Genomic DNA, 23,785 nt, shown 5'->3' on the forward strand with positions numbered 1-23,785 from the left:
CTGGTTTCGGTCTCGAAAGGTTGTGTCGCGTGAGCCGGTGGCTCAGCGGCGACGACCCTTGCGGTCGTCCTTCTCGTGGCCCTTGAACGTCCGCGTGGCAGCGAACTCGCCGAGCTTGTGCCCCACCATCGACTCGGTGACGAAGACGGGGACGTGCTTGCGGCCGTCGTGCACCGCGAACGTGTGACCCAGGAAGTCCGGCGTGACGACCGAACGGCGGGACCACGTCTTGATGACGTTGTGCGTACCGGCCTCGTTCTGAGCGTCCACCTTCTTCTGGAGGTGGTCGTCGACGAACGGGCCCTTCTTCAAGCTGCGAGGCATGGCTCTAGCTCCCTATCAGCGCTTCTTGCCGGTGCGGCGGCGACGGACGATGAGCTTGTCGCTCTCCTTGCCCGGACGCCGCGTACGGCCTTCAGGCTTGCCCCAGGGGCTGACGGGGTGACGCCCACCGGACGTCTTCCCCTCACCACCACCGTGCGGGTGGTCGATGGGGTTCATGGCGACACCACGGACGGTCGGGCGCTTGCCCTTCCAGCGCATGCGGCCGGCCTTGCCCCAGTTGATGTTGGACTGCTCGGCGTTGCCCACCTCGCCGACCGTGGCGCGGCAGCGCACGTCGACGTTGCGGATCTCGCCGGACGGCATGCGCAGCTGAGCGAAGCGACCCTCACGGGCCACCAGCTGGACGCTCGCACCCGCGGAGCGGGCGATCTTCGCGCCGCCACCGGGACGGATCTCGATGGCGTGGATGACCGTACCCACGGGGATGTTGCGCAGCGGCAGGTTGTTGCCCGGCTTGATGTCGGCCTCGGGGCCGTTCTCGATCCGGTCGCCCTGCTTCAGCTTCGCGGGGGCGATGATGTAGCGCTTCTCGCCGTCCACGTAGTGCAGCAGCGCGATGCGCGCGGTGCGGTTGGGGTCGTACTCGATGTGCGCGACCTTCGCGACGACGCCGTCCTTGTCGTGGCGACGGAAGTCGATGACGCGGTAGGCGCGCTTGTGGCCACCACCGATGTGGCGGGTGGTGATGCGACCGGACGAGTTGCGACCACCGGTCTTGGACAGCGGGCGGACGAGCGACTTCTCCGGCTCGCTCCGCGTGATCTCGACGAAGTCGGCGACGGACGAGCCACGGCGGCCCGGCGTCGTCGGCTTGTACTTGCGGATTCCCATTGCAGCGTTTCCTCGGGTTCGAAGGTTGTCTACGGCAGTCGTGCGAGCCCTACCGGGCTCAGGCGACCGAGCCGCCGAAGATGTCGATCGTGCCCTCGCGCAACGTCACGATGGCCCGCTTGGTGTCCTTGCGCTTCCCAGTACCGAACTTGGTGCGCCGGCTCTTGCCCTGACGGTTCGCGGTGTTCACCGCGGAGACCTTGACGCCGAAGACCTTCTCGACCGCGATCTTGATCTCGGTCTTGTTGGCCCGCGGGTCCACCAGGAACGTGTACTTGCCCTCGTCGATGAGCCCGTAGCTCTTCTCCGAGACGACCGGCGCGAGCAGGATGTCGCGCGGGTCCTTCTGGGTTCCGCCGAGCGCGCTCACAGGGTGCTCCCTTCGGACTCCGCCGCCACCGCGGTCGCGGTGCGACCCTTGCGCGGGCCGGCGACGAAGGCGTCGAGGGCCGCGCGGGTGAAGACGACGTCGTCGCTCTTCAGGACGTCGTAGGTGTTGAGCTGGTCCGCCGGCAGGACGTGCACGTTGTCGAGGTTGCGCAGGGACTTCTGCGAGACCTCGTCGTCGCGGGTCAGGACGACCAGCACGTTCTTGCGGCCGGACAGCGTCGCGATGAGCGTGCGCGCCGTCTTGGTCGAGGGCGCCGCACCGGCGGCCAGACCCTCGACGACGTGCAGCCGGTCGTGGCGCACCCGGTCGGAGAGCGCACCGCGCAGGGCGGCGGCGATCATCTTCTTGGGGGTGCGCTGGGAGTAGTCACGCGGCTTGGGTCCGTGGACGATGCCACCACCGGTGAACTGCGGGGCGCGGAGCGAACCCTGGCGGGCGCGGCCGGTGCCCTTCTGCTTGTACGGCTTCTTGCCGCCACCACGGACCTCGCCACGACGCTTGGTCGAGTGGGTCCCCTGGCGGGCCGCGGCGAGCTGCGCGGTCACCACCTGGTGGATGAGGGCGATGTTCGCCTGACGGGCGAAGTCCTTCGCCGGCAGTTCGACGGTGCCGTTGGTGCCACCGTCAGCCGTCCGCAGCGGGACGGTGACGTTCTCGGTGGCGTGAGTTTCGGTCGACATCTGGCTCAGGCCTCCTTCACGCGCGCCTTGGACGCGCTCTTGACGAGCACGAGCCCGCCGCGGGGACCGGGGATGGCGCCCGTGATGAGCAGCAGCCCCTTCTCCGCGTCGATGGCCTGCACGGTCAGGTTCTGGGTCGTCTGGCGGGCAGCACCCATGCGCCCGGCCATCCGCATGCCCTTGAACACGCGACCGGGGGTGGCGCAGCCGCCGATGGACCCCGGCTTGCGGTGGTTGCGGTGCGCACCGTGGGAGGCGCCGACGCCGTGGAAGCCGTGACGCTTCATGACACCGGCGAAGCCCTTGCCCTTGGTGGTGCCGACCACGTCGACGGTCGTGCCGGTCTCGAAGACCTCGGCGGTGACCTCCTGACCGAGCTGGTACTCACCGGCGTCGGTCGTGCGCAGCTCCACCAGGTGACGGCGAGGCGCGACGTCCGCCTTCGCGAAGTGACCGGCAGCGGGCTTGTTGGCCTTGCGCTGCGCGATCGCCGTGGTGGCCAGCTGGACGGCTTCGTAGCCGTCGGTGGTAGTGGTGCGGATCTGGGTCACGACGTTCGGCTCGACCTTGACGACCGTCACCGGGACGACGCGGTTGTCCGCGTCCCACAGCTGGGTCATGCCGAGCTTGGTGCCGAGCACCCCTCGCACTTGCCTGTCGCTCATCGTGTGCAGTCCCTCAGAGCTTGATCTCGATGTCGACACCGGCCGGGAGGTCGAGTCGCATGAGCGAGTCGACGGTCTTCGGCGTCGGGTCGATGATGTCGATGAGACGCTTGTGCGTCCGCATCTCGAAGTGCTCGCGGCTGTCCTTGTACTTGTGCGGCGAGCGGATGACGCAGTAGACGTTCTTCTCGGTCGGCAGCGGCACGGGCCCTGCGACCGAAGCACCAGTCCGGGTCACCGTGTCGACGATCTTGCGCGCCGAACTGTCGATGACCTCGTGGTCGTAGGCCTTGAGCCTGATGCGGATCTTCTGTCCCGCCATGGCGTCGTCTGACTCTCTCTCTTCGTACCGCTACTGACTCGCGCGCGGCGCGGAGCCCCTGTGTGGTGGTGCTCCGACCCCCGAGGTCGGGCGTGTCGCGCTCTCGCACGAACTGCGCCCGCTCCCGGTTGCCCGGTGTGGTCCTGTCGTCCTGTTCAGGTTGCCCTGGGGGTCCAGGTGAACCGTTCGCCGCCCGTCCGAGACGTTCGACGTTCGCGGTTGCCGGCCGGTGGTCTGGCCCGGTCCCCGGATCGGGTGGAATCGTGATCCAGGCGCGGTCCAGCGGCGCAGCAACCCCGACAGTCTGCCAGACGGAGGCGCCCCTTGGCGAATCGAGCAGCGGAGCATCGGTGGTGGGCGAGCTCACCCACGACGAAGGGGCGGGTCCTGGAGGACCCGCCCCTTCGCCGTGCGGCGAGCGGTCCGCCGCGGGGTCAGAGCCCCGCGGCGGGTCGACTCACTTGAGGATCTTGACGACCCGGCCGGCGCCGACGGTGCGGCCACCCTCACGGATCGCGAACTTCAGGCCCTCTTCCATCGCGATGGGCTGGATGAGGTCGACCTTCATCTCGGTGTTGTCACCGGGCATGACCATCTCGGTGCCCTCGGGCAGCGAGACGACGCCCGTGACGTCGGTCGTCCGGAAGTAGAACTGCGGACGGTAGTTGTTGTAGAAGGGCGTGTGACGGCCACCCTCGTCCTTGGACAGGATGTAGGCCTGGCCCTCGAACTCCGTGTGCGGGGTGATCGAGTTCGGCTTGGTCACGACCTGGCCGCGCTCGACGTCGTCACGCTTGAGACCACGCAGCAGCAGGGCGGCGTTGTCGCCGGCCTGGCCCGTGTCCAGCATCTTGTTGAACATCTCGATGCTGGTGACGGTGGTCTTCTGCGAGGTCGGCTTGATGCCGACGATCTCGACTTCCTGGTTGACGTTCAGGACGCCACGCTCGATGCGGCCGGTCACGACGGTGCCGCGGCCGGTGATCGTGAAGACGTCCTCGATCGGCATGAGGAAGGGCTGGTCGACGGCGCGCTCGGGCTCGGGGATCGCGGTGTCGACCGCGTCCATGAGCTCCATGAGCTTGTCGCCCCACTCGGCGTCGCCCTCGAGGGCCTTGAGCGCCGAGACGCGGACCACGGGGACGTCGTCGCCCGGGAACTCGTACGACGAGAGGAGCTCACGCACCTCCATCTCGACGAGCTCGAGGAGCTCCTCGTCCTCGACCATGTCGGCCTTGTTCAGCGCGACGACGATGTAGGGGACGCCGACCTGGCGGGCCAGGATGACGTGCTCCTTCGTCTGCGGCATCGGGCCGTCGGTGGCCGCGACCACGAGGATGGCGCCGTCCATCTGCGCCGCACCCGTGATCATGTTCTTGATGTAGTCCGCGTGGCCCGGGCAGTCGACGTGGGCGTAGTGACGCGCCTCGGTCTGGTACTCGACGTGCGCGATCGAGATCGTGATGCCGCGCTGACGCTCTTCAGGGGCCTTGTCGATCTGGTCGAACGCCGAAGCCTTGTTGAGCTCGGGGAACTTGTCGTGCAGCACGCGCGTGATCGCCGCGGTCAACGTCGTCTTGCCGTGGTCGATGTGACCGATCGTGCCGATGTTGACGTGCGGCTTGGTCCGCTCGAACTTCGCCTTCGCCACTGGGGGTCCTCCTCGGACTGTCGTTTCTTCCCGACCCGGTTCAACGGGTGGGTGGGTGACCTGGCTGGTCACTGGCCCACACGGTGGTGGTCCAGGGGTCGTACCGTTGGGGAAGCGGTCCACGTGGACCGCTCCCCCGGGTGTGTCAGGGGCGGGTCACTCCCCGCGGACCTTCTTCACGATCTCGTCCGCCACGTTCCGCGGAACCTCAGCGTAGTTCGAGAACTGCATCGAGTAGACCGCGCGGCCCTGGGTCTTGGACCGGAGGTCCCCGACGTAGCCGAACATCTCCGACAGCGGGACGGAGGCCTTGACGAGCTTGGCCCCGCTGACGTCCTCCATGGACTCGATCTGCCCACGGCGGGAGTTCAGGTCGCCGATGACTTCGCCCATGTAGTCCGCGGGGGTGCGGACCTCGACGGCCATGACCGGCTCCAGCAGGACGGGCTGCGCCTTGCGGACAGCCTCGCGCAGGACCATCTTGCCGGCGATCTTGAAGGCCATCTCCGACGAGTCGACGTCGTGCGCCGCACCGTCGATGAGGGAGGCCTTGATGCCGACGAGCGGGTACCCGGCGACGACGCCTTCCTGCATCGCCTCCTGGATCCCGTTGTCCACCGACGGGATGTACTCGCGGGGCACGCGACCACCGGTGACGGCGTTGACGAACTCGTAGAACGTCCCGTCGGTGGTGTCCAGGGGCTCGATGGAGACCTGGACCTTCGCGTACTGGCCGGAACCACCGGTCTGCTTCTTGTGCACGTAGTCCTCCTTGAGGACTGCGCGGCGGATGGTCTCGCGGTACGCGACCTGCGGCTTGCCGACGTTGGCCTCGACCTTGAACTCGCGCTTCATGCGGTCCACGAGGATGTCGAGGTGGAGCTCGCCCATCCCCTTGATGATGGTCTGGCCGGTCTCCTGGTCGAGTTCGACCTGGAACGTCGGGTCCTCCTCGGCCAGGCGCTGGATCGCGGTGCCCAGCTTCTCCTGGTCGCCCTTCGTCTTCGGCTCGATGGCGACCGAGATGACGGGCTCCGGGAAGGTCATCGACTCGAGGACGACCTGCTGCGCCGGGTCGGACAGGGTGTCCCCCGTCGTCGTCTCCTTGAGGCCGATCATCGCGTAGATGTGGCCCGCGCGAGCCTCGTCGACCGGGTTCTCCTTGTTGGAGTGCATCTGAAAGAGCTTCCCGATGCGCTCCTTCTTGCCCTTGGTCGAGTTCACGACCTGCGAGCCGGCGGAGACGACGCCCGAGTAGACGCGCACGTAGGTGAGCTTCCCGAAGAACGGGTGCGCCGCGACCTTGAACGCGAGGGCCGAGAACGGCTCCGACGCGTCCGGCTTGCGGATGATCTCGACCGACTCGTCGCCGACCTTGTGGCCGATCATCGGCTTCACGTCGAGCGGCGAGGGCAGGTAGTCGAGGACCGCGTCGAGCATGGGCTGGACGCCCTTGTTCTTGAACGCGGAACCGCAGAAGATCGGGTAGACCTCGCTGGAGATCGTCAGCTTGCGGACGGCCGCCTTGATCTCCTCGGGGGAGATCTCCTCGCCGCCCAGGTACTTCTCCAGGAGGGACTCGTCGGTCTCCGCCACGCGCTCGATGAGCTTGGTGCGGTACTCCTCGGCCTTCTCCAGGAGGTCGGCCGGGATGTCCTCCTTCTCGTACGCCTCGCCCTTGGCGGTGTCGCCGCGCCACGTGAGGGCGCGCATGTACACCAGGTCGATGACGCCGAGGAAGTCGTTCTCCGCCCCGATCGGGATCTGCATGACCAGCGGCTCGGCGCCGAGGCGCTCGATGATGGTCTTCACCGTGAAGTAGAAGTCGGCACCCAGCTTGTCCATCTTGTTGACGAAGCAGATGCGCGGGACGTCGTACTTGTCCGCCTGCCGCCACACGGTCTCGGACTGGGGTTCGACACCCTCCTTGCCGTCGAAGACGGCGACAGCACCGTCGAGGACGCGCAGCGACCGCTCGACCTCGACCGTGAAGTCGACGTGGCCGGGCGTGTCGATGATGTTGATCTGGGTGCCTTCCCAGAAGCAGGTCGTGGCGGCGGAGGTGATGGTGATCCCCCGCTCCTGCTCCTGTTCCATCCAGTCCATCGTGGCCGCGCCGTCGTGGACCTCGCCGATCTTGTAGTTGATCCCCGTGTAGAAGAGGATCCGCTCCGTCGTCGTGGTCTTGCCGGCGTCGATGTGCGCCATGATGCCGATGTTGCGGACCTTGGTCAGGTCCGTCAGCACGTCCTGTGCCACGGTTTACTGCCTCTTCCCTGGGATCGAGGGGGTGGAACGGCGAGCGCTGCTCACCGCCGGGGTCACCAGCGGTAGTGCGCGAAGGCCCGGTTCGACTCGGCCATCTTGTGCGTGTCCTCGCGGCGCTTCACCGCGGCACCGAGGCCGTTCGAGGCGTCGAGGATCTCGTTGAGCAGACGCTCGGTCATCGTCTTCTCGCGGCGCTGCCGGGCGTAGCCGACGAGCCAGCGCAGCGCCAGCGTCGTGGAACGGCTGGGGCGCACCTCGATCGGGACCTGGTAGGTGGAACCACCGACGCGGCGGGACTTGACCTCGATCGCGGGCTTGACGTTGTCGAGCGCGCGCTTCAGCACGACGACGGGGTCGCCACCGGTCTTGTCGCGGGCACCCTCGAGGGCGCCGTACACGATGGACTCGGCGACGGACTTCTTCCCGTCGAGGAGGATCTTGTTGACGAGCTGCGTCACCAGCGGGGACTGGTAGACCGGGTCCACCACGAGGGGACGCTTGGGTGCGGGGCCCTTGCGCGGCATGTCAGCTCTTCTCCTTCTTCGCGCCGTAGCGGCTGCGCGCCTGCTTGCGGTTCTTCACGCCCTGCGTGTCGAGCGACCCGCGGACGATCTTGTAACGAACACCCGGGAGGTCCTTCACGCGGCCACCGCGCACCAGCACCATCGAGTGCTCCTGCAGGTTGTGACCAACGCCGGGGATGTAGGCCGTGACCTCGATGCCGCTGGTCAGCTTCACGCGAGCGACCTTGCGCAGCGCCGAGTTCGGCTTCTTCGGCGTCGTGGTGTACACACGCGTGCACACGCCACGGCGCTGCGGGCTGCCCTTGAGGGCGGGCGTCTTGGTCTTGACGACCTTGTCCTCCCGGCCCTTGCGGACCAGCTGCTGGATGGTGGGCACCCTGTCTCCGTCTGTCTCGATCTGGTGGTTCGGCTGTCCTGGGAACGCGTCGCCCGTCATGGGCCGGCGCTCGACCCCCGCCGACCCACGAGGTCGGGCGTGTCGTTCGGTCGAGGTCCCGCAGGAGTGACGTCCTGTCACCTGGTCGCGGGCGCGCTCGTGTCAAGCGGACACGAGACTACCCGCGCGGTTGCTGAGTGGTCAAAACGGGCGATCGCCAGCGGCGAGGGCCCGCAGGGGGCCGCCCCCTCCCCCGGTGAGGGAGGAGGGGGCGACCCGGAGCAGCATCAGCGGTAGTCGCTGCTGCCGTAGTCGAACTCCTCGAGCGGCACGGCCTGGCCGGAGCCGACGCCGAACTGCGCGTAGTCCACGTCGTCGTAGCCGGGCACCGAGTACATCTGCGCCTTGGCCTCCTCGGTCGGCTCGACCCGGATGTTGCGGTAGCGGGGAAGCCCCGTGCCGGCCGGGATGAGCTTGCCGATGATGACGTTCTCCTTGAGCCCGAGCAGCGGGTCGCTCTTGCCCTCCATGGCCGCGTTCGTCAGGACGCGGGTCGTCTCCTGGAAGGAGGCGGCGGACAACCACGAGTCGGTCGCGAGCGACGCCTTCGTGATCCCCATGAGTTCCGGACGACCGGAGGACGGCTGCCCGCCCTCGGCCATGACCCGACGGTTCTCCTCCTCGAAGCGCGCGCGCTCGACGAGTTCCCCGGGCAGCAGCTCGGAGCCGTTCTGCTCGATGATCGTCACCCGCTTGAGCATCTGGCGGACGATGACCTCGATGTGCTTGTCGTGGATCGACACGCCCTGGGAGCGGTAGACCTCCTGCACCTCGTCGACCAGGTGCATCTGCACCCGGCGCGGGCCGAGGATGCGCAGCACCTGCTTGGGGTCGACCGCACCCTGGACGAGCTTCTGCCCGACCTCGACGTGCGTGCCGTCCTCGACGAGGAGCCGCTGACGACGCGTGACGGGGTACTCGACCTCTTCGGCGCCGTCGTCGGGGGTGACGACGATCTTGCGGCCCTTGTCGGTCTCCTCGATCCGGGCACGGCCCGCGACCTCGGAGATCGGCGCGTTCCCCTTGGGGGTTCGGGCTTCGAACAGCTCGACCACACGCGGCAGACCGTGCGTGATGTCACCGGACTCGGACGCGGCACCACCGGTGTGGAAGGTGCGCATCGTCAGCTGGGTGCCGGGCTCGCCGATCGACTGCGCCGCGACGATGCCGACGGCCTCACCGATGTCGACGAGCTTGCCCGACGCCAGCGAGCGGCCGTAGCAGTGGGCGCAGGTCCCGACGCGCGACTCGCACGTCAGCACCGAGCGCACCTTGACCGACTCCACGCCCTGGGCGACGAGGGCGTCGATGACGACGTCCCCGAGGTCCGCCCCGGCCGCGAGCACGACCTCGCCGTCGACGACGACGTCCGTCGCCAGCGTGCGGGCGTAGACGCTCGTCTCGACGTCGTCGTGGCGGCGCAGGGTGCCGTCGGCACCCTTCTCCGCGATCGGCATGGCGAGGCCACGGCTGGTGCCGCAGTCCTCCTCACGCACGATGACGTCCTGGGAGACGTCCACGAGACGACGGGTGAGGTACCCGGAGTCGGCGGTCCGCAGCGCGGTGTCCGCCAGCCCCTTGCGGGCGCCGTGCGTGGTGATGAAGAACTCACCCACGGTCAGGCCCTCGCGGAACGAGGCCTTCACCGGACGGGGGATGATCTCGCCCTTCGGGTTGGCCATGAGGCCACGCATCCCGGCGAGCTGACGCATCTGCATCCAGTTGCCTCGCGCACCCGAGCTCACCATGCGGTGGATCGTGTTGTGCTTCGGCATCGCCAGCTCGAGGTCCTTGGCGACCTCGTTCGTGGCCTGGGTCCAGATCTCGATGAGCTCCTGACGGCGCTCGTCGTCGGTGATCAGACCGCGCTCGTACTGCTGCTGGACCTTCTCGGCCTTGGCCTCGTAGGTCTCGAGGATCGCCAGCTTGTTCGGCGGCGCCACGACGTCCGCGATGGACACGGTGGTCCCCGAGCGGGTGGCCCAGCGGAAGCCGGCCTCCTTCAGGGCGTCGAGGGCGGCCGCGACCTGGACCTTGGGGTACTTCTCGGCCAGCTCGTTGACGATCGCGGACAGGTGCTTCTTGTCCACGGCCGTGTTCACGTACCGGAAGTCCACCGGGAGCGTCTCGTTGAAGAGCGCGCGGCCCAGCGTGGTGTCGACCGTCAGGTCGTCCCCGGCGTTCCAGTCCTCGGGCAGCGTCCAGCCCTCGGCCGGCACGACGCCCTGCAGGCGGATCCGCACCTTCGCGTTGAGGTGCAGCTGCCGCGCGTCGAACGCCATGATCGCCTCGGCGAGGGAGGAGAACTGGCGGCCCACGCCGTCGACGTCGTCCCGGTCCGCCGTCAGGTGGTACAGCCCGATGATCATGTCCTGGGTGGGCATGGTCACCGGACGGCCGTCCGCCGGCTTGAGGATGTTGTTCGACGAGAGCATGAGGATGCGGGCCTCGGCCTGCGCCTCCGCGCTCAGCGGCACGTGCACGGCCATCTGGTCACCGTCGAAGTCCGCGTTGAACGCGGTGCAGACGAGCGGGTGGATCTGGATGGCCTTGCCCTCGACCAGCTGGGGCTCGAAGGCCTGGATGCCGAGGCGGTGCAGCGTGGGCGCGCGGTTGAGCAGCACGGGGTGCTCGGTGATGACCTCGGACAGGACGTCCCAGACCACCGGGCGGGCGCGCTCGACCATGCGCTTGGCCGACTTGATGTTCTGCGCGTGCGACAGGTCCACGAGCCGCTTCATGACGAAGGGCTTGAAGAGCTCGAGCGCCATCTGCTTGGGCAGACCGCACTGGTGCAGCTTCAGCTGCGGGCCGACGACGATGACCGAACGGCCCGAGTAGTCGACGCGCTTGCCCAGCAGGTTCTGGCGGAACCGGCCCTGCTTGCCCTTGAGCATGTCGGACAGCGACTTCAGCGGGCGGTTGCCCGGACCCGTCACCGGCCGGCCGCGGCGGCCGTTGTCGAACAGCGCGTCGACGGCCTCCTGCAGCATGCGCTTCTCGTTGTTGACGATGATCTCGGGCGCACCGAGGTCGAGGAGGCGCTTCAACCGGTTGTTGCGGTTGATGACGCGGCGGTACAGGTCGTTGAGGTCGGAGGTCGCGAAGCGGCCACCGTCCAGCTGCACCATCGGCCGCAGGTCCGGCGGGATGACCGGGACGCAGTCCAGGACCATGCCGTCGGGCGAGTTGCGCGTCGTGAGGAAGGCCGAGACGACCTTGAGGCGCTTGAGGGCACGCGTCTTGCGCTGGCCCTTGCCCGTCGCGATGGTCTCGCGCAGGGACTCGGCCTCGGCCTCGAGGTCGAAGCTCTGGAGCCGCTTCTGCAGCGCCGCCGCACCCATGCCGCCCTCGAAGTACATGCCGAAGCGCTCGCGCATGGCGCGGTAGAGCACCTCGTCACCCTCGAGGTCCTGGACCTTGAGGGTGCGGAACCGGTCCCAGATCGTCGTCAGACGGTCGATCTCGGTGTCCGCGCGACGACGGATCTGCGCCATCTCGCGCTCGGCCGACTCGCGCACCTTGCGGCGCACGTCCGACTTCGCACCCTCGGCCTCGAGCTCGGCCAGGTCGGCCTCGAGCGTCTTGGCGCGGGCGTCGACGTCGGAGTCGCGACGGTTCTCCACCTCGCGCTTCTCGACCTCGATCTGGGCCTCGAGCGAGGAGAAGTCGCGCTGGCGACCCTCGTCGTCGACCCACGTGATCATGTAGGCCGCGAAGTAGATGACCTTCTCGAGGTCCTTGGGAGCCAGGTCGAGCAGGTAGCCCAGCCGGCTCGGGACGCCCTTGAAGTACCAGATGTGCGTGACGGGAGCGGCGAGCTCGATGTGCCCCATGCGCTCACGACGGACCTTGGCCCGCGTGACCTCGACACCGCAGCGCTCGCAGATGATGCCCTTGAAGCGGACGCGCTTGTACTTGCCGCAGTAGCACTCCCAGTCGCGGGTCGGACCGAAGATCTTCTCGCAGAAGAGCCCGTCCTTCTCCGGCTTCAGGGTGCGGTAGTTGATGGTTTCCGGCTTCTTGACCTCACCGTGCGACCACGTGCGGATGTCGTCCGCAGTGGCCAGCCCGATGCGCAGCTCGTCGAAGAAGTTGACGTCGAGCAACGTGATCTTCTTTCTCTAGGTTCTTCCGAGGTCTGACTCGTCCGAGGAACCCCCGGTGAGGGGCTCCGTTGTCCAGCCGGAGGCGGGTGGGGGTTCCGGCCCCCACCCGCTCCTCCGTCAGACCTCTTCGACGCTGCTCGGCTCGCGCCGCGCCAGGTCGATGCCCAGCTCCTCGGCCGCCCGGAAGACGTCCTCGTCGCTGTCGCGCATCTCGATGGCCATGCCGTCCGAGGAGAGGACCTCCACGTTCAGGCACAGCGACTGCATCTCCTTGATGAGCACCTTGAAGGACTCGGGGATGCCCGGCTCGGGGATGTTCTCGCCCTTGACGATGGCCTCGTAGACCTTCACGCGGCCCAGGACGTCGTCGGACTTGATCGTGAGCAGCTCCTGCAGGGCGTAGGCGGCGCCGTAGGCCTCCAGGGCCCAGACCTCCATCTCGCCGAAGCGCTGACCACCGAACTGCGCCTTACCACCGAGCGGCTGCTGGGTGATCATCGAGTACGGGCCGGTCGAGCGGGCGTGGATCTTGTCGTCGACCAGGTGGTGCAGCTTCAGGATGTACATGTAGCCGACCGCGACCGGGTCCGGGAACGGCTCGCCGGAGCGGCCGTCGAACAGCCGCGCCTTGCCGTCGCCCTGGACGAGGCGGTCGCCGTCGCGCGTCTTGAGCGTGGAGCTCAGCAGACCCGTGATCTCCTCCTCGCGGGCACCGTCGAAGACGGGCGTCGCGATGCGGGAGCCCGGCGGCGCGGAGCGGATCTCCTCCGGGATGAGCTTGGCCCAGTCCGGCTCGCCCTCGATCTGCCACCCGCGGCTGGCGATCCAGCCCAGGTGCAGCTCCAGGACCTGACCGACGTTCATCCGGCTCGGCACGCCGAGCGGGTTGAGGATCACGTCGACCGGGGTCCCGTCCTCGAGGAACGGCATGTCCTCGACGGGCAGGATCTTGGAGATGACGCCCTTGTTGCCGTGACGGCCGGCGAGCTTGTCACCGTCGGTGATCTTGCGCTTGTTGGCCACGTAGACGCGGACCAGCTGGTTCACGCCCGGGGGCAGCTCGTCGCCCTCGTCGCGGTCGAAGACCTTGACGCCGATGACGGTGCCGGTCTCGCCGTGGGGGACCTTGAGCGACGTGTCGCGGACCTCGCGGGCCTTCTCGCCGAAGATGGCGCGCAGCAGTCGCTCCTCCGGGGTCAGCTCGGTCTCGCCCTTGGGCGTGACCTTGCCGACGAGCAGGTCGCCGTCACGGACCTCGGCGCCGATGCGGATGATCCCGCGCTCGTCGAGGTCGGCCAGCACCTCCTCGGCCACGTTCGGGATGTCCCGCGTGATCTCCTCGGGGCCCAGCTTGGTGTCGCGGGCGTCGACCTCGTGCTCCTCGATGTGGATCGAGGACAGGACGTCGTCCTGCACGAGGCGCTGCGACAGGATGATCGCGTCCTCGTAGTTGTGGCCCTCCCACGGCATGAACGCGACCATGAGGTTGCGGCCCAGGGCCATCTCGCCACCGTCGGTGGAGGGACCGTCGGCGAGGACGGTGCCGACCTCGACCCGGGCGCCCTCGTCGATGACGACCTGCTGGTTGTACGCGGTGCCGTGGTTGGAGCGACGGAACTTGGCGACCTTGTAGGAGGTCGTCGTGCCGTCGTCGTTGGACACGGTGACGAGGTCGGCGGACACCTCGGTGGCGACACCGGCCTTCGTCGCGACCACGACGTCACCGGCGTCGACGGCGGCACGGAACTCCATGCCGGTCCCGATGAGCGGGGCCTCCGTCTTGACCAGCGGCACGGCCTGACGCTGCATGTTCGCGCCCATGAGCGCGCGGTTCGCGTCGTCGTGCTCGAGGAACGGGATCATCGCGGTCGCGACGGAGACCATCTGGCGCGCGGCGACGTCCATGTAGTCGACCTCGGAGTTCGGGACGAACTCCGTCTCACCACCCTTGGCGCGCACCAGGACGCGGGCCTCGGCGAACGAGCCGTCCTGGTTCAGCGGGGCGTTCGCCTGCGCGATGACGAAGGCGTCCTCCTCGTCGGCCGTCAGGTAGTCGACGTCGTCGGAGACGCGGCCGTCCACGATCTTGCGGTACGGCGTCTCGATGAAGCCGAACGGGTTGATGCGCCCGTAGGACGACAGCGACCCGATGAGACCGATGTTCGGACCCTCGGGGGTCTCGATCGGGCACATGCGGCCGTAGTGCGACGGGTGGACGTCACGGACCTCCATGCCGGCGCGCTCACGCGACAGACCGCCCGGACCCAGCGCGGACAGGCGGCGCTTGTGGGTCAGACCCGCGAGCGGGTTGGTCTGGTCCATGAACTGCGACAGCTGGCTCGTCCCGAAGAACTCCTTGATGGAGGCCACGACGGGACGGATGTTGATGAGCGTCTGCGGCGTGATGGCCTCGACGTCCTGCGTCGTCATGCGCTCGCGCACGACGCGCTCCATCCGGGACAGGCCGGTGCGGACCTGGTTCTGGATGAGCTCGCCGACGCTGCGCAGGCGGCGGTTGCCGAAGTGGTCGATGTCGTCGACCTCGACGCGGACGTCGACCGGCTGGCCGTTCTTGACGCCCGGCATGGTGACCTCGCCGGCGTGCAGCTTCACCAGGTACTTGATGGTGCGCACGATGTCGTCGACGGAGAGCACGCTGGAGCTCAGCGGCTCCTCCATGCCCAGCTTCTTGTTCACCTTGTAGCGGCCGACCTTGGCGAGGTCGTAGCGCTTGCCGTTGAAGTAGAGGTTGTCGAGCAGGTTGCGCGCGGCCTCCTGCGTCGGCGGCTCGCCCGGGCGCAGCTTGCGGTAGATGTCCAGCAGCGCGTCCTCGACGCCCGCGGTGTGGTCCTTCTCCAGCGTGGAGATCATCGACTCGTAGTCGGCGAACTCCTCGCGGATCTGGGACTCGCTCCAGCCCAGGGCCTTCATGAGGACGGTGACGGACTGCTTGCGCTTGCGGTCGACGCGGACGCCGACGGTGTCGCGCTTGTCGATCTCGAACTCGAGCCAGGCACCACGGGACGGGATGATCTTCGCCGTCCAGGTGTCGCGGTCGGACGTCTTGTCCGGGACGCGCTCGAAGTAGATGCCGGGCGAGCGGACGAGCTGGGAGACGACGACGCGCTCGGTGCCGTTGATGACGAAGGTGCCCCGGTCGGTCATGAGCGGGAAGTCGCCCATGAAGACCGTCTGGGACTTGATCTCACCGGTGTTGCCGTTGATGAACTCCGCCGTGACGAACAGCGGGGCGGCGTAGGTGAGGTCGCGCTCCTTGCAGTCGTCGAGGGTGTACTTCGGCGGCTCGAACCGGTGGTCGCGGAACGACAGCGACATGGAGCCGGAGAAGTCCTCGATCGGCGAGATCTCCTCGAAGATCTCCTCCAGACCGGAGGTCGTCGGGACGGCGAGGCCACCGTTGGTGGACGCCTCGACCCGGTCCTGCCAGCGCTTGTTGCCGAGCAGCCAGTCGAAGCTGTCGGTCTGCAGCGCCAGGAGGTCGGGGACCTCAAGCGGTTCGTGGATCTTGCCGAAGGAGTACCGTCCGGAGACGGTGCGCGGCGACTGGTTGCCGACGAAGAGGGTGCCGGTGCTGGTGCTGTTCGGTGCGGACGCTGGACGCGAGGCAGCCAAGAGGGGTCCTTCCACGGGCCTGCGAACGTTGCGCGCTCCCCGCCCCACTCGGTCGTTCCCACGGCGACGACCGGCTATATGACTTTGGGCAGCGCAAAACAGCAGCATAGCGTGCGCAGGCGTGCAAGTCCAACCCCGGCCCACGGCGAACCCGGGCCGGACCCCGCTGCACCGACGACCACGGTGTCGTGACGGTGCGAGCTCCAGGGACGACCGGTGACGAGAATGCTCCGCCGTGCCGGTCCCGTCAAGGCGACTCCCCGAGGCTGTGGAGGGCGCGTCACCCGGACGCACCCACCCATGGACACCTCGGGGGCCCCGAACGCGCGCAGGGGCGGCCGGACCCGTGGTCCGACCGCCCCTGCGGCGTGGTGCGCCCCGGTCAGGCCGGGGCGTGCATCACTTGAGCTCGACGGTGGCGCCGGCGCCCTCGAGCTGCGCCTTCGCCTTCTCGGCGGTCTCCTTGTTGACCTTCTCGAGGACGGGCTTGGGGGCGCCGTCGACGAGGTCCTTGGCCTCCTTGAGGCCGAGGGAGGTCAGCGCGCGGACCTCCTTGATGACGCCGATCTTCTTGTCACCGGCGGCGGTGAGGACGACGTCGAACTCGTCCTTCTCCTCCTCGGCCTCGGGGGCGGCAGTGCCACCACCGGCAGCGGCCACGGCCACGGGGGCGGCCGCGGTGACGTCGAAGGTCTCCTCGAACTGCTTCACGAACTCGGAGAGCTCGATGAGCGTGAGCTCCTTGAACGCGTCGATGAGCTCGTCGGTGCTGAGCTTCGCCATGGTGGCGGTCCTTCCTGTGCTGGGGTGATCCGCAGGTGGGCGCCTGCGGGCGGGTGGTGTGGTCGAGCTCGTCGGTCGCCGGTCAGGCGGCTTCGGAACCGGCCTGCTTCTCCCGCAACGCTTCCACGGTGCGGACGGTCTTCGACAGCGGCGCCTGGAACAGCGCGGCGGCCTTGGACTGGGACGCCTTGAGGACACCGGCGACCTTGGCCAGGAGGACCTCACGGCTCTCCAGGTCGGCGAGCGCCTTGACCTCATCGGCAGAGATGGCGCGACCGTCGAGCATGCCGCTCTTGACGATCAGCTGGGGGTTGGCCTTCGCGAAGTCACGCAGACCCTTGGCCGCCTCCACCGGGTCACCGGTGATGAAGGCGATCGCGGAGGGGCCGGACAGCTGCCCCTCGAAAGCCGTGACGCCGGCTTCCTTCGCTGCGATGCTGGTCAGCGTGTTCTTGAGGACCGCGTAGGTCGTGTCAGGACCCAGCGTCCGGCGCAGGTTGGTGATCTGCGCGACGGACAACCCCCGGTACTCGGTGAGCACGGCGGCGTTGGACGCCTCGAACAGAGCCGTGAGCTGCTTCACGGCCGCGATGTTCCTGGGCTTCGGCACGGGTGCCCTCCTTCCTTCGTCTCGGGGGGGCCGGTCGGGCCCTGGACGCACGAAACGCCCCGGCGCAGGCGCGGCACGGGGCGTCGAAGGTCTGGACTCTCGAAGCTCTTGCTCACCTGCGCAGGTCGCCCGTGTGCACGGGGCCTTCGGCCGCTTCCCGGAGGAGCGGCGACCGGCGGTCTTCGGTACTGGACCAGCCTACACGTCGTGACGGGATGGTCCCGACCACGCGTGTGCCCGGCGCCGCGGGAACGCCGTGCCTGGGAACGCCGCCCCCGGGAACGCCGCAGGGGCGGGACCCCGGACGGGGTCCCGCCCCTGCGGACGGTGGTGCCTGGCCCCGGCCGGCAGGTGCCGACCGCCTGGACTCAGGCGGAGGTGGCCTCGCCCGTCAGGTTGCGGGTGAGCGCCGGGTCCACGGGGATGCCGGGGCCCATCGTCGTCGTGATGGTGGCCTTGCGCAGGTAGCGGCCCTTGGAGGAGGACGGCTTCAGGCGCAGCACCTCGTCGAGCGCAGCGGAGTAGTTCTCGACGAGCTGGGTGTCGTCGAAGGACGCCTTGCCGATGATGAAGTGCAGGTTGGCGTGCTTGTCGGTGCGGAACTCGATCTTCCCGCCCTTGATCTCCGTGACGGCCTTGGCGACGTCCATGGTCACGGTGCCGGTCTTCGGGTTCGGCATGAGGCCACGGGGGCCCAGCACCTTGCCCAGACGGCCGACCTTGCCCATGAGGTCCGGCGTCGCGACGGCGGCGTCGAAGTCGAGGCGGCCCTTGGCCACTTCGTCGATGAGCTCGTCGCCACCGACGATGTCGGCGCCGGCGGCCTCGGCCTGCGCGGCCCGGTCACCGACGGCGAAGACCAGCACGCGGGCGGTCTTGCCGGTGCCGTGCGGCAGGTTGACGGTGCCGCGGACCATCTGGTCGGCCTTGCGCGGGTCCACCCCGAGGCGGAACGCGACCTCGACGGTCGCGTCGTACTTCACGGTGGACGTCTCGCGCGCCAGCTTCACGGCGTCGAGGGGGGCGTAGAGCTCGTCGCCGTCGATCTTCTCGACGGCGGCGCGGTAGGCCTTGCTGCGCTTCACAGCTGCTCCTTCGTTGCGGGGAGTCGTGGTCGGACGGGCCGCGCGGGCCCTGCCACTGGGACCGGCCGAGCGGGTGCTCAGTCGGAGACGGTGATGCCCATGGAACGGGCGGTGCCGGCGATGATGCGCGCGGCCATGTCCACGTCCTTGGCGTTGAGGTCCTGGAGCTTCTGCTCCGCGATCTCGCGCACCTGGGCCTGGGTGAGGTTGGCGACCTTCTTCACGTGGGGCTCGCCCGAGCCCTTGTCCACACCGGCGGCCTTCTTGATGAGCTCGGCGGCCGGCGGGGTCTTCGTGATGAAGGTGAACGAGCGGTCCTCGTAGACCGTGATCTCGACCGGGATGACGTTGCCGCGCTGGGCCTCGGTCTGGGCGTTGTACGCCTTGCAGAACTCCATGATGTTCACGCCGTGCTGACCGAGCGCGGGGCCGATCGGCGGAGCCGGGGTCGCCTGGCCGGCCTTGATCTGGAGCTTGATGAGCCCGGAGACCTTCTTCTTGGGGGGCATGAGCGATCCCTTCCTCGGGTGCGAGAACGGCCCTTCGGTGCCCGCGGATCGGGCGACGAGTGGTTGGAGGCCGTCGTCCAGTCTACGACGTCGGCTCCCCCGGTCCCGACCAGCTCGGGGCCGGAGAACGGACGAACCCCCTGACCCGTTGCGGGGCAGGGGGTTCGTCCGTGCAGAGACGACTCAGATCTTGGCGACCTGGTTGAAGTTGAGCTCGACGGGCGTCTCGCGGCCGAAGATCGAGACCAGCACGGTGAGCTTCTGGCGGTCCGCGGAGATCTCCGAGATGGTCGCCGGGAGGGTCTCGAAGGGGCCCTCCATGACGGTGACCGACTCGCCGACCTCGAAGTCGACGACCTTGGTCGCCGTCGCCGTCGCGGTGCCACCGGCGCCGCCGGTGCCCTTCTCCCCCGCCTGCGCCTTGGGGGCGATGGTCGGGGCCAGCATCGAGAAGATCTCGTCCTGGGACAGCGGGACCGGCTGGTGGGTGTTGCCGACGAAGCCCGTGACGCCCGGCGTGTGCCGGACGGCGCCCCACGACTCGTCCGTCAGGTCCATGCGGACGAGGACGTAGCCGGGGATGCGGACGCGGCGCACGTTCTTGCGCTGGCCGTTCTTGACCTCGACGACCTCCTCCATGGGCACCTCGACCTGGAAGATGTAGTCCTCCATGTTGAGGGACGTCATGCGCGTCTCGAGGTTGGTCTTCACGCGGTTCTCGTAGCCGGCGTAGGAGTGGATGACGAACCACTCACCGGGCATGCGCCGCAGCTTCTTGCGGAACTCCTCGGCCTCGTCGACCTCGCCCTCGCCGGCGTCCAGGACCTCGGCGGCAGGCGCGTCCGCGCCCTCGTCGTCGCTTTCGCTGTCACTCTCGCCCTGGGCCTCGTCCGGGCCGTCCTCGGCCAGGGCCTCGACGGCCTCCGCGCTCAGGTCGCCGGCCTCGGCGCCGTCCGCGTCGGCCTCGGCGCCGTCCGCGTCGGCCTCGGGGGCACCCAGGGTGTCGCCCACGGGCGTGTCAGGGGTGTCAGCGGACTGCTCGTCGTCGGCTTCGACGTCCGCCTCGGCGTCGTCGCGGACGTCCTCGGCGTCGTAGGACTGGGTCGCGTCGAACTGCTCGTCCGACCGTTCGTCGTCCGAGGGACGACCCCACTGCTCCGACACGTGCTGACCTGCTTCCTTCGGGGTACGGGACTCACGCGCCCCAGGCGGGGACGCGCCGACGCTCGTCAGGACCCGAACACCAGCAGGATGAGCTTGCCGATGCCGTAGTCCAGCAAGGAGACGAAGAGCATCATCACCACGACGAAGACGAGCACGACGCCCGTGTAGCTCAGCAGGTCACGGCGGCTCGGCCAGACGACCTTGCGCAGCTCCTCGACGACCTGCCGCAGGAACAAGAGCAGACCGGTGCGCCGCTTGGACTCACCGGGCTCGGCCACGGCCTTCGTCGTCTGGCTCACGTGGGCTGCCCCGCTCCTGTGCTCGCCTCCTGGGAACGTGGGCCGGGAGACCGGCCCACGGGTGGTGCTCGCAGGGCAGGAGGGACTCGAACCCACAACCGCCGGTTTTGGAGACCGGTGCGCTACCAATTGCGCCACTGCCCTTCGCGGGTCGGCCCGCCGTGAGGCGTGCGTCACCACAGCGGTACGGGGACCGCCGCGACCACCATAGGTGACGGCGGCCCCGTGAGTCGAACCGTCTCCCCGGCGGGGTGGAAGGATGACCGGTGTGACCGCGCAGACGAGTCCCCAGCCCACCGCCTCCGAGCAGACCCGGAACCGGGTCTCGGCCCGCGTCGGCGGGATCGCCGAGTCCGCGACCCTCGCGGTGGACGCGAAGGCCAAGGCGCTCAAGGCCGCCGGCCGGCCGGTCATCGGCTTCGGCGCGGGCGAACCGGACTTCCCGACCCCGCAGCCCATCGTCGACGCGGCCGTCGCTGCCTGCCAGGACCCCGCCAACCACCGGTACACCCCCGCCGGCGGGCTGCCCGTGCTGAAGGAGGCGATCGCGGCCAAGACGCTGCGCGACTCCGGGTACGAGGTCTCCCCCGGCCAGGTGCTCGTGACCAACGGGGGCAAGCAGGCCGTCTACGAGGCGTTCGCGGCGATCCTCGACCCGGGCGACGAGCTCCTGCTGCCTGCGCCGTACTGGACGACCTACCCCGAGGCCGCCCGGCTCGCCGGGGGCGTGGCCGTCGAGGTGTTCGCGGGCCTCGAGGCCGGGTACAAGGTGACCGTCGACCAGCTCGAGGCGGCGCGGACGCCGCGCACCAAGGCGCTGCTGTTCTGCTCCCCGTCCAACCCCACGGGCGCCGTCTACACCCCCGAGGAGGTCCGGGCCATCGGGCACTGGGCGCTCGAGCACGGCGTGTGGGTCGTCACCGACGAGATCTACGAGCACCTCGTCTACGACGGCGTGCGCGCGGCGTCGATGCCCGTCGAGGTCCCCGAGCTCGCCGACACCACGATCGTGCTCAACGGCGTGGCCAAGACCTACGCGATGACGGGCTGGCGGGTGGGCTGGATGATCGCGCCGGCCGACGTCGTCAAGGCCGCGGGCAACCTGCAGTCGCACCTGTCCTCCAACGTGGCCAACGTGTCCCAGCGCGCCGCGGTGCAGGCCCTCACGGGCGACCTGACGGCCGTCGCGCAGATGCGGGAGGCCTTCGACCGCCGTCGCCGCACGATGGTCTCGATGCTCGACGCGATCGACGGCGTGGACTGCCCGCTGCCTCAGGGGGCCTTCTACGCCTACCCCAGCGTCGAGGGACTCATCGGGAAGACGCTGCGGGGCCACGAGATCACCTCCTCGGCCCGGCTGGCCGAGCTGGTCCTGACCGAGGCCGAGGTCGCCGTCGTCCCCGGTGAGGCGTTCGGCCCCAGCGGGTTCCTGCGGCTGTCCTACGCGCTCGCCGACGCCGACCTCGTCGCGGGGGTCGAGCGCATCCAGCGGCTCCTGGCCGAGGTGCGCTGAGCCCGACGCGGGCCGGCCGGGGACGCACAGGCGGCACCATGGGGACCGTGCCGACACCCCGTGAGCGCTGGTCGACGACAGGCCCGCAGGGTTCGTCGTCCTGGTGGGTGCGCAGCGTGCCCGGCTGGCACGGCGCCTTCGGCCTCTTCGTCGTCATCGCGGCGGTCGTCGTCCTCACCTCGCACGACCCCGACCGGGGACGCGCGGCCCTGGCCGTCGGGGTCGTCACGCTCGTGTACGTCGCGCTGGCCGTGCCCGGCGCCCGGCGACGGGACTGGCGGGCGCGGGCGTACCTGGCCGTCGCGGTCCTCGGGCTCGGCGCCGCCTACGCGGCGGACCCGCAGCTGAGCTTCCTGCTGTTCATCGCCTTCCCGCAGACGTGGTTCCTCACCGACACCCGGCGCGAGGGCGTGCTGTGGACGGTGGCCACGGCGGCGGCCGGGCTCGTCGGCATGTCCACGGGCCACGGCCCGGAGGCCGCCACGATGGACATCGCCGTGTCGATGCTCGTCTCGGTCGGGTTCACGTGCGTGCTCGGCGTCTGGATCTCCTTCGTCATCGAGCAGAGCGCCGGCCGCGCCCAGCTCATCGCCGAACTGGAGGAGACACGGGCGGAACTGGCTGCGGCGCACCACGACGCAGGCGTCGCCGCAGAACGGGCGCGGATGGCCGGCGACATCCACGACACCCTCGCGCAGGGGTTCACGGGCATCGTCCTGCTCGCGCAGTCCGCAGCCGCGGTGGCCCGGGAGGAGCCGACGCGGCGGGCGCTGGGTCTCATCGAGGGCGCGGCGCGGTCCGGGCTCGCCGAGGCGCGCACGCTCGTCGCCGCGATGAGCCCCGTCGGGCTCGAGGACGCGAGCACGCTGGCCGAGGCGCTGCACCGGCTCGCCGAGCGGGTCTCGCGCGAGAGCGGTGTGCGCGTCGAGGTCACCGTCACCGGGCAGGACCCCGTGACCCTGCCGAAGGCCCAGCAGGTGGTGCTCCTGCGAGCGGCGCAGGAGGCGCTCGCGAACGTCCGCAAGCACGCCGGGGCGGGGCGGGCCCAGGTGGTGCTGTCGAGCGCCGACGGGACCGCGTCGCTGGAGGTCCGCGACGACGGCGCCGGGCTCGTCGTCGCCGACCTCACGGGGAGCACGGGGTTCGGGCTGGCGGGCATGCGCCGGCGCGTCGAGGAGGCCGGCGGCGTCCTGGAGGTCGCCGGGGAGCCGGGTGCCGGCACCCGGCTGCGGATCGCCGTGCCCACCGGCGCGCCAGGCCACGGGTCCGGGAAGGGCCCCCGGTGACGCGCGTCCTCGTCGTCGACGACCACCCGGTCGTCCGCGGCGGCATCGAGGCGCTGCTGGCGACGGCGGGTGACCTGGAGGTGGTGGGCACGGCCGGGGACGGCCTGGAGGCCCTGGAGCTCGTCGCGGCGCTGCAGCCCGACGTCGTCCTCATGGACCTGCGCATGCCCGGGCTGGACGGGGCGAGCGCCACCGAGCGGATCCGCCGCGAGCACCCGTCGGTGCACGTGCTCGTGCTCACCACGTACGAGACGGACGCCGACATCGTGCGGGCCGTCGAGGCCGGCGCCACGGGCTACCTGCTGAAGGACACACCCCTCGCGCAGCTCGCCGACTCCGTGCGCGCCGCGGCGCGCGGCGAGACCGTGCTGGCCCCGCCGGTCGCCGCCCGGCTCATGGCCCGGCTGCGGGCACCGGCGCAGGAGACGCTGACCCCCCGCGAGCTCGAGGTGCTCGGGGCCGTCGCGCGGGGCGCTACGAACGCCGAGGTCGGCCGGGAGCTGTTCATCGGCGAGGCGACCGTCAAGACGCACCTGCTGCGCGCCTTCGCCAAGCTCGGCGTGGACGACCGGACGCACGCCGTGACCGTCGCGCTGCAGCGCGGGTTGCTGTCGCCGCCGGACTGACGGTGCCCGACTGACGACGCCCGACTGACGACGCCCCGGGCCGGATCGTGGGGCC

21 protein-coding genes and 1 tRNA gene are annotated in these 23,785 nt (G+C 69.4%); 3 read left to right on the top strand and 19 right to left on the bottom strand.

Translation table 11 applies throughout. The annotated features are described in order from the left end of the window. Nucleotides 1–42 precede the first annotated feature (42 nt). The 19 genes from rpsS to AB0637_RS13605 all read right to left on the bottom strand — a co-directional run bounded on the left by rpsS (nucleotide 43) and on the right by AB0637_RS13605 (nucleotide 20,449). Complete coding sequence (gene rpsS, locus AB0637_RS13515) at nucleotides 43–324, bottom strand: 30S ribosomal protein S19 (protein ID WP_366172916.1); 282 nt, start codon at nucleotides 322–324, stop codon at nucleotides 43–45. A 15-nt stretch (nucleotides 325–339) separates the two neighbouring features. Then, a complete protein-coding gene (gene rplB, locus AB0637_RS13520) occupies nucleotides 340–1,176 on the bottom strand; it encodes a 50S ribosomal protein L2 (protein WP_366172918.1) in 837 nt (278 codons plus the stop codon). A gap of 58 nt (nucleotides 1,177–1,234) precedes the next feature. Continuing rightward, nucleotides 1,235–1,546 carry a 50S ribosomal protein L23 gene (rplW, locus tag AB0637_RS13525; protein ID WP_366172920.1) on the bottom strand — a complete coding sequence of 104 codons (312 nt, stop codon included), beginning with the start codon at nucleotides 1,544–1,546 and terminating at the stop codon, nucleotides 1,235–1,237. Beyond that, nucleotides 1,543–2,247 (bottom strand): 50S ribosomal protein L4, encoded by a 705-nt coding sequence (gene rplD / locus AB0637_RS13530; protein ID WP_366172922.1) that lies wholly within the window; start codon nucleotides 2,245–2,247, stop codon nucleotides 1,543–1,545. Before rplD ends, rplW begins: the two co-directional genes overlap by 4 nt. A gap of 5 nt (nucleotides 2,248–2,252) precedes the next feature. Continuing rightward, nucleotides 2,253–2,912 carry a 50S ribosomal protein L3 gene (gene rplC, locus AB0637_RS13535; RefSeq protein ID WP_366172924.1) on the bottom strand — a complete coding sequence of 220 codons (660 nt, stop codon included), beginning with the start codon at nucleotides 2,910–2,912 and terminating at the stop codon, nucleotides 2,253–2,255. A gap of 13 nt (nucleotides 2,913–2,925) precedes the next feature. Then, complete coding sequence (gene rpsJ, locus AB0637_RS13540) at nucleotides 2,926–3,234, bottom strand: 30S ribosomal protein S10 (protein ID WP_012084982.1); 309 nt, start codon at nucleotides 3,232–3,234, stop codon at nucleotides 2,926–2,928. Between the two features lie 457 nt (nucleotides 3,235–3,691). Beyond that, nucleotides 3,692–4,885: an elongation factor Tu gene (gene tuf, locus AB0637_RS13545; RefSeq protein WP_366172926.1), complete on the bottom strand. Its 1,194-nt coding sequence runs from the start codon at nucleotides 4,883–4,885 to the stop codon at nucleotides 3,692–3,694. A gap of 156 nt (nucleotides 4,886–5,041) precedes the next feature. Beyond that, nucleotides 5,042–7,144: an elongation factor G gene (gene fusA, locus AB0637_RS13550; RefSeq protein WP_366172928.1), complete on the bottom strand. Its 2,103-nt coding sequence runs from the start codon at nucleotides 7,142–7,144 to the stop codon at nucleotides 5,042–5,044. A gap of 62 nt (nucleotides 7,145–7,206) precedes the next feature. After that, nucleotides 7,207–7,677 (bottom strand): 30S ribosomal protein S7, encoded by a 471-nt coding sequence (rpsG, locus tag AB0637_RS13555; RefSeq protein WP_106209636.1) that lies wholly within the window; start codon nucleotides 7,675–7,677, stop codon nucleotides 7,207–7,209. 1 nt (nucleotide 7,678) lies between these two features. After that, nucleotides 7,679–8,053, bottom strand: coding sequence for a 30S ribosomal protein S12 (rpsL, locus tag AB0637_RS13560; RefSeq protein WP_012084987.1), 375 nt, complete (start codon nucleotides 8,051–8,053; stop codon nucleotides 7,679–7,681). A gap of 287 nt (nucleotides 8,054–8,340) precedes the next feature. Next, nucleotides 8,341–12,222, bottom strand: a complete 3,882-nt coding sequence (locus AB0637_RS13565; protein WP_366172931.1) for a DNA-directed RNA polymerase subunit beta' — start codon at nucleotides 12,220–12,222, stop codon at nucleotides 8,341–8,343. Between the two features lie 117 nt (nucleotides 12,223–12,339). Next, nucleotides 12,340–15,855 (bottom strand): DNA-directed RNA polymerase subunit beta, encoded by a 3,516-nt coding sequence (gene rpoB, locus AB0637_RS13570; RefSeq protein ID WP_366172933.1) that lies wholly within the window; start codon nucleotides 15,853–15,855, stop codon nucleotides 12,340–12,342. Nucleotides 15,856–16,254: 399 nt separating this feature from the next. After that, nucleotides 16,255–16,638 (bottom strand): 50S ribosomal protein L7/L12, encoded by a 384-nt coding sequence (gene rplL, locus AB0637_RS13575; RefSeq protein WP_366172934.1) that lies wholly within the window; start codon nucleotides 16,636–16,638, stop codon nucleotides 16,255–16,257. An 82-nt stretch (nucleotides 16,639–16,720) separates the two neighbouring features. Further along, nucleotides 16,721–17,248, bottom strand: a complete 528-nt coding sequence (gene rplJ, locus AB0637_RS13580; protein WP_366172936.1) for a 50S ribosomal protein L10 — start codon at nucleotides 17,246–17,248, stop codon at nucleotides 16,721–16,723. A gap of 368 nt (nucleotides 17,249–17,616) precedes the next feature. Beyond that, nucleotides 17,617–18,333: a 50S ribosomal protein L1 gene (gene rplA, locus AB0637_RS13585; protein ID WP_366172937.1), complete on the bottom strand. Its 717-nt coding sequence runs from the start codon at nucleotides 18,331–18,333 to the stop codon at nucleotides 17,617–17,619. Between the two features lie 77 nt (nucleotides 18,334–18,410). Beyond that, nucleotides 18,411–18,842, bottom strand: coding sequence for a 50S ribosomal protein L11 (rplK, locus tag AB0637_RS13590; RefSeq protein WP_366172938.1), 432 nt, complete (start codon nucleotides 18,840–18,842; stop codon nucleotides 18,411–18,413). A 183-nt stretch (nucleotides 18,843–19,025) separates the two neighbouring features. After that, on the bottom strand, nucleotides 19,026–20,006 hold the full coding sequence (nusG, locus tag AB0637_RS13595; protein WP_366172939.1) for a transcription termination/antitermination protein NusG: 981 nt from the start codon (nucleotides 20,004–20,006) through the stop codon (nucleotides 19,026–19,028). Nucleotides 20,007–20,071: 65 nt separating this feature from the next. After that, entirely contained in the window at nucleotides 20,072–20,305 is a 234-nt protein-coding gene (gene secE, locus AB0637_RS13600; RefSeq protein ID WP_366172940.1) for a preprotein translocase subunit SecE, read from the bottom strand. 71 nt (nucleotides 20,306–20,376) lie between these two features. Continuing rightward, nucleotides 20,377–20,449 (bottom strand) — tRNA-Trp (locus tag AB0637_RS13605). Nucleotides 20,450–20,564: 115 nt separating this feature from the next. Here AB0637_RS13605 and AB0637_RS13610 point away from each other — a divergent pair. From AB0637_RS13610 to AB0637_RS13620, 3 genes are read left to right on the top strand one after another with little or no spacing between them, the layout of a single operon-like run. Continuing rightward, nucleotides 20,565–21,818 carry a pyridoxal phosphate-dependent aminotransferase gene (locus AB0637_RS13610; protein ID WP_366172941.1) on the top strand — a complete coding sequence of 418 codons (1,254 nt, stop codon included), beginning with the start codon at nucleotides 20,565–20,567 and terminating at the stop codon, nucleotides 21,816–21,818. 47 nt (nucleotides 21,819–21,865) lie between these two features. Beyond that, nucleotides 21,866–23,104, top strand: a complete 1,239-nt coding sequence (locus AB0637_RS13615) for a sensor histidine kinase (protein ID WP_366172942.1) — start codon at nucleotides 21,866–21,868, stop codon at nucleotides 23,102–23,104. Continuing rightward, nucleotides 23,101–23,730 (top strand): response regulator transcription factor, encoded by a 630-nt coding sequence (locus AB0637_RS13620; protein WP_366172943.1) that lies wholly within the window; start codon nucleotides 23,101–23,103, stop codon nucleotides 23,728–23,730. Before AB0637_RS13615 ends, AB0637_RS13620 begins: the two co-directional genes overlap by 4 nt. Nucleotides 23,731–23,785 lie beyond the last annotated feature (55 nt).

This window comes from Kineococcus sp. NPDC059986 (assembly GCF_040702905.1).
Taxonomy (GTDB): Bacteria; Actinomycetota; Actinomycetes; order Actinomycetales; family Kineococcaceae; genus Kineococcus.

Coding starts and splice junctions, on each gene's coding strand:
- rpsS (WP_366172916.1), bottom strand. CDS start 324: ATGCCTCGCAGCTTGAAGAAGGGCCCGTTCGTCGACGACCACCTCCAG.
- rplL (WP_366172934.1), bottom strand. CDS start 16,638: ATGGCGAAGCTCAGCACCGACGAGCTCATCGACGCGTTCAAGGAGCTC.
- rpsJ (WP_012084982.1), bottom strand. CDS start 3,234: ATGGCGGGACAGAAGATCCGCATCAGGCTCAAGGCCTACGACCACGAG.
- rplB (WP_366172918.1), bottom strand. CDS start 1,176: ATGGGAATCCGCAAGTACAAGCCGACGACGCCGGGCCGCCGTGGCTCG.
- AB0637_RS13610 (WP_366172941.1), top strand. CDS start 20,565: ATGACCGGTGTGACCGCGCAGACGAGTCCCCAGCCCACCGCCTCCGAG.
- rplC (WP_366172924.1), bottom strand. CDS start 2,912: ATGAGCGACAGGCAAGTGCGAGGGGTGCTCGGCACCAAGCTCGGCATG.
- rplK (WP_366172938.1), bottom strand. CDS start 18,842: ATGCCCCCCAAGAAGAAGGTCTCCGGGCTCATCAAGCTCCAGATCAAG.
- rpsG (WP_106209636.1), bottom strand. CDS start 7,677: ATGCCGCGCAAGGGCCCCGCACCCAAGCGTCCCCTCGTGGTGGACCCG.
- rplD (WP_366172922.1), bottom strand. CDS start 2,247: ATGTCGACCGAAACTCACGCCACCGAGAACGTCACCGTCCCGCTGCGG.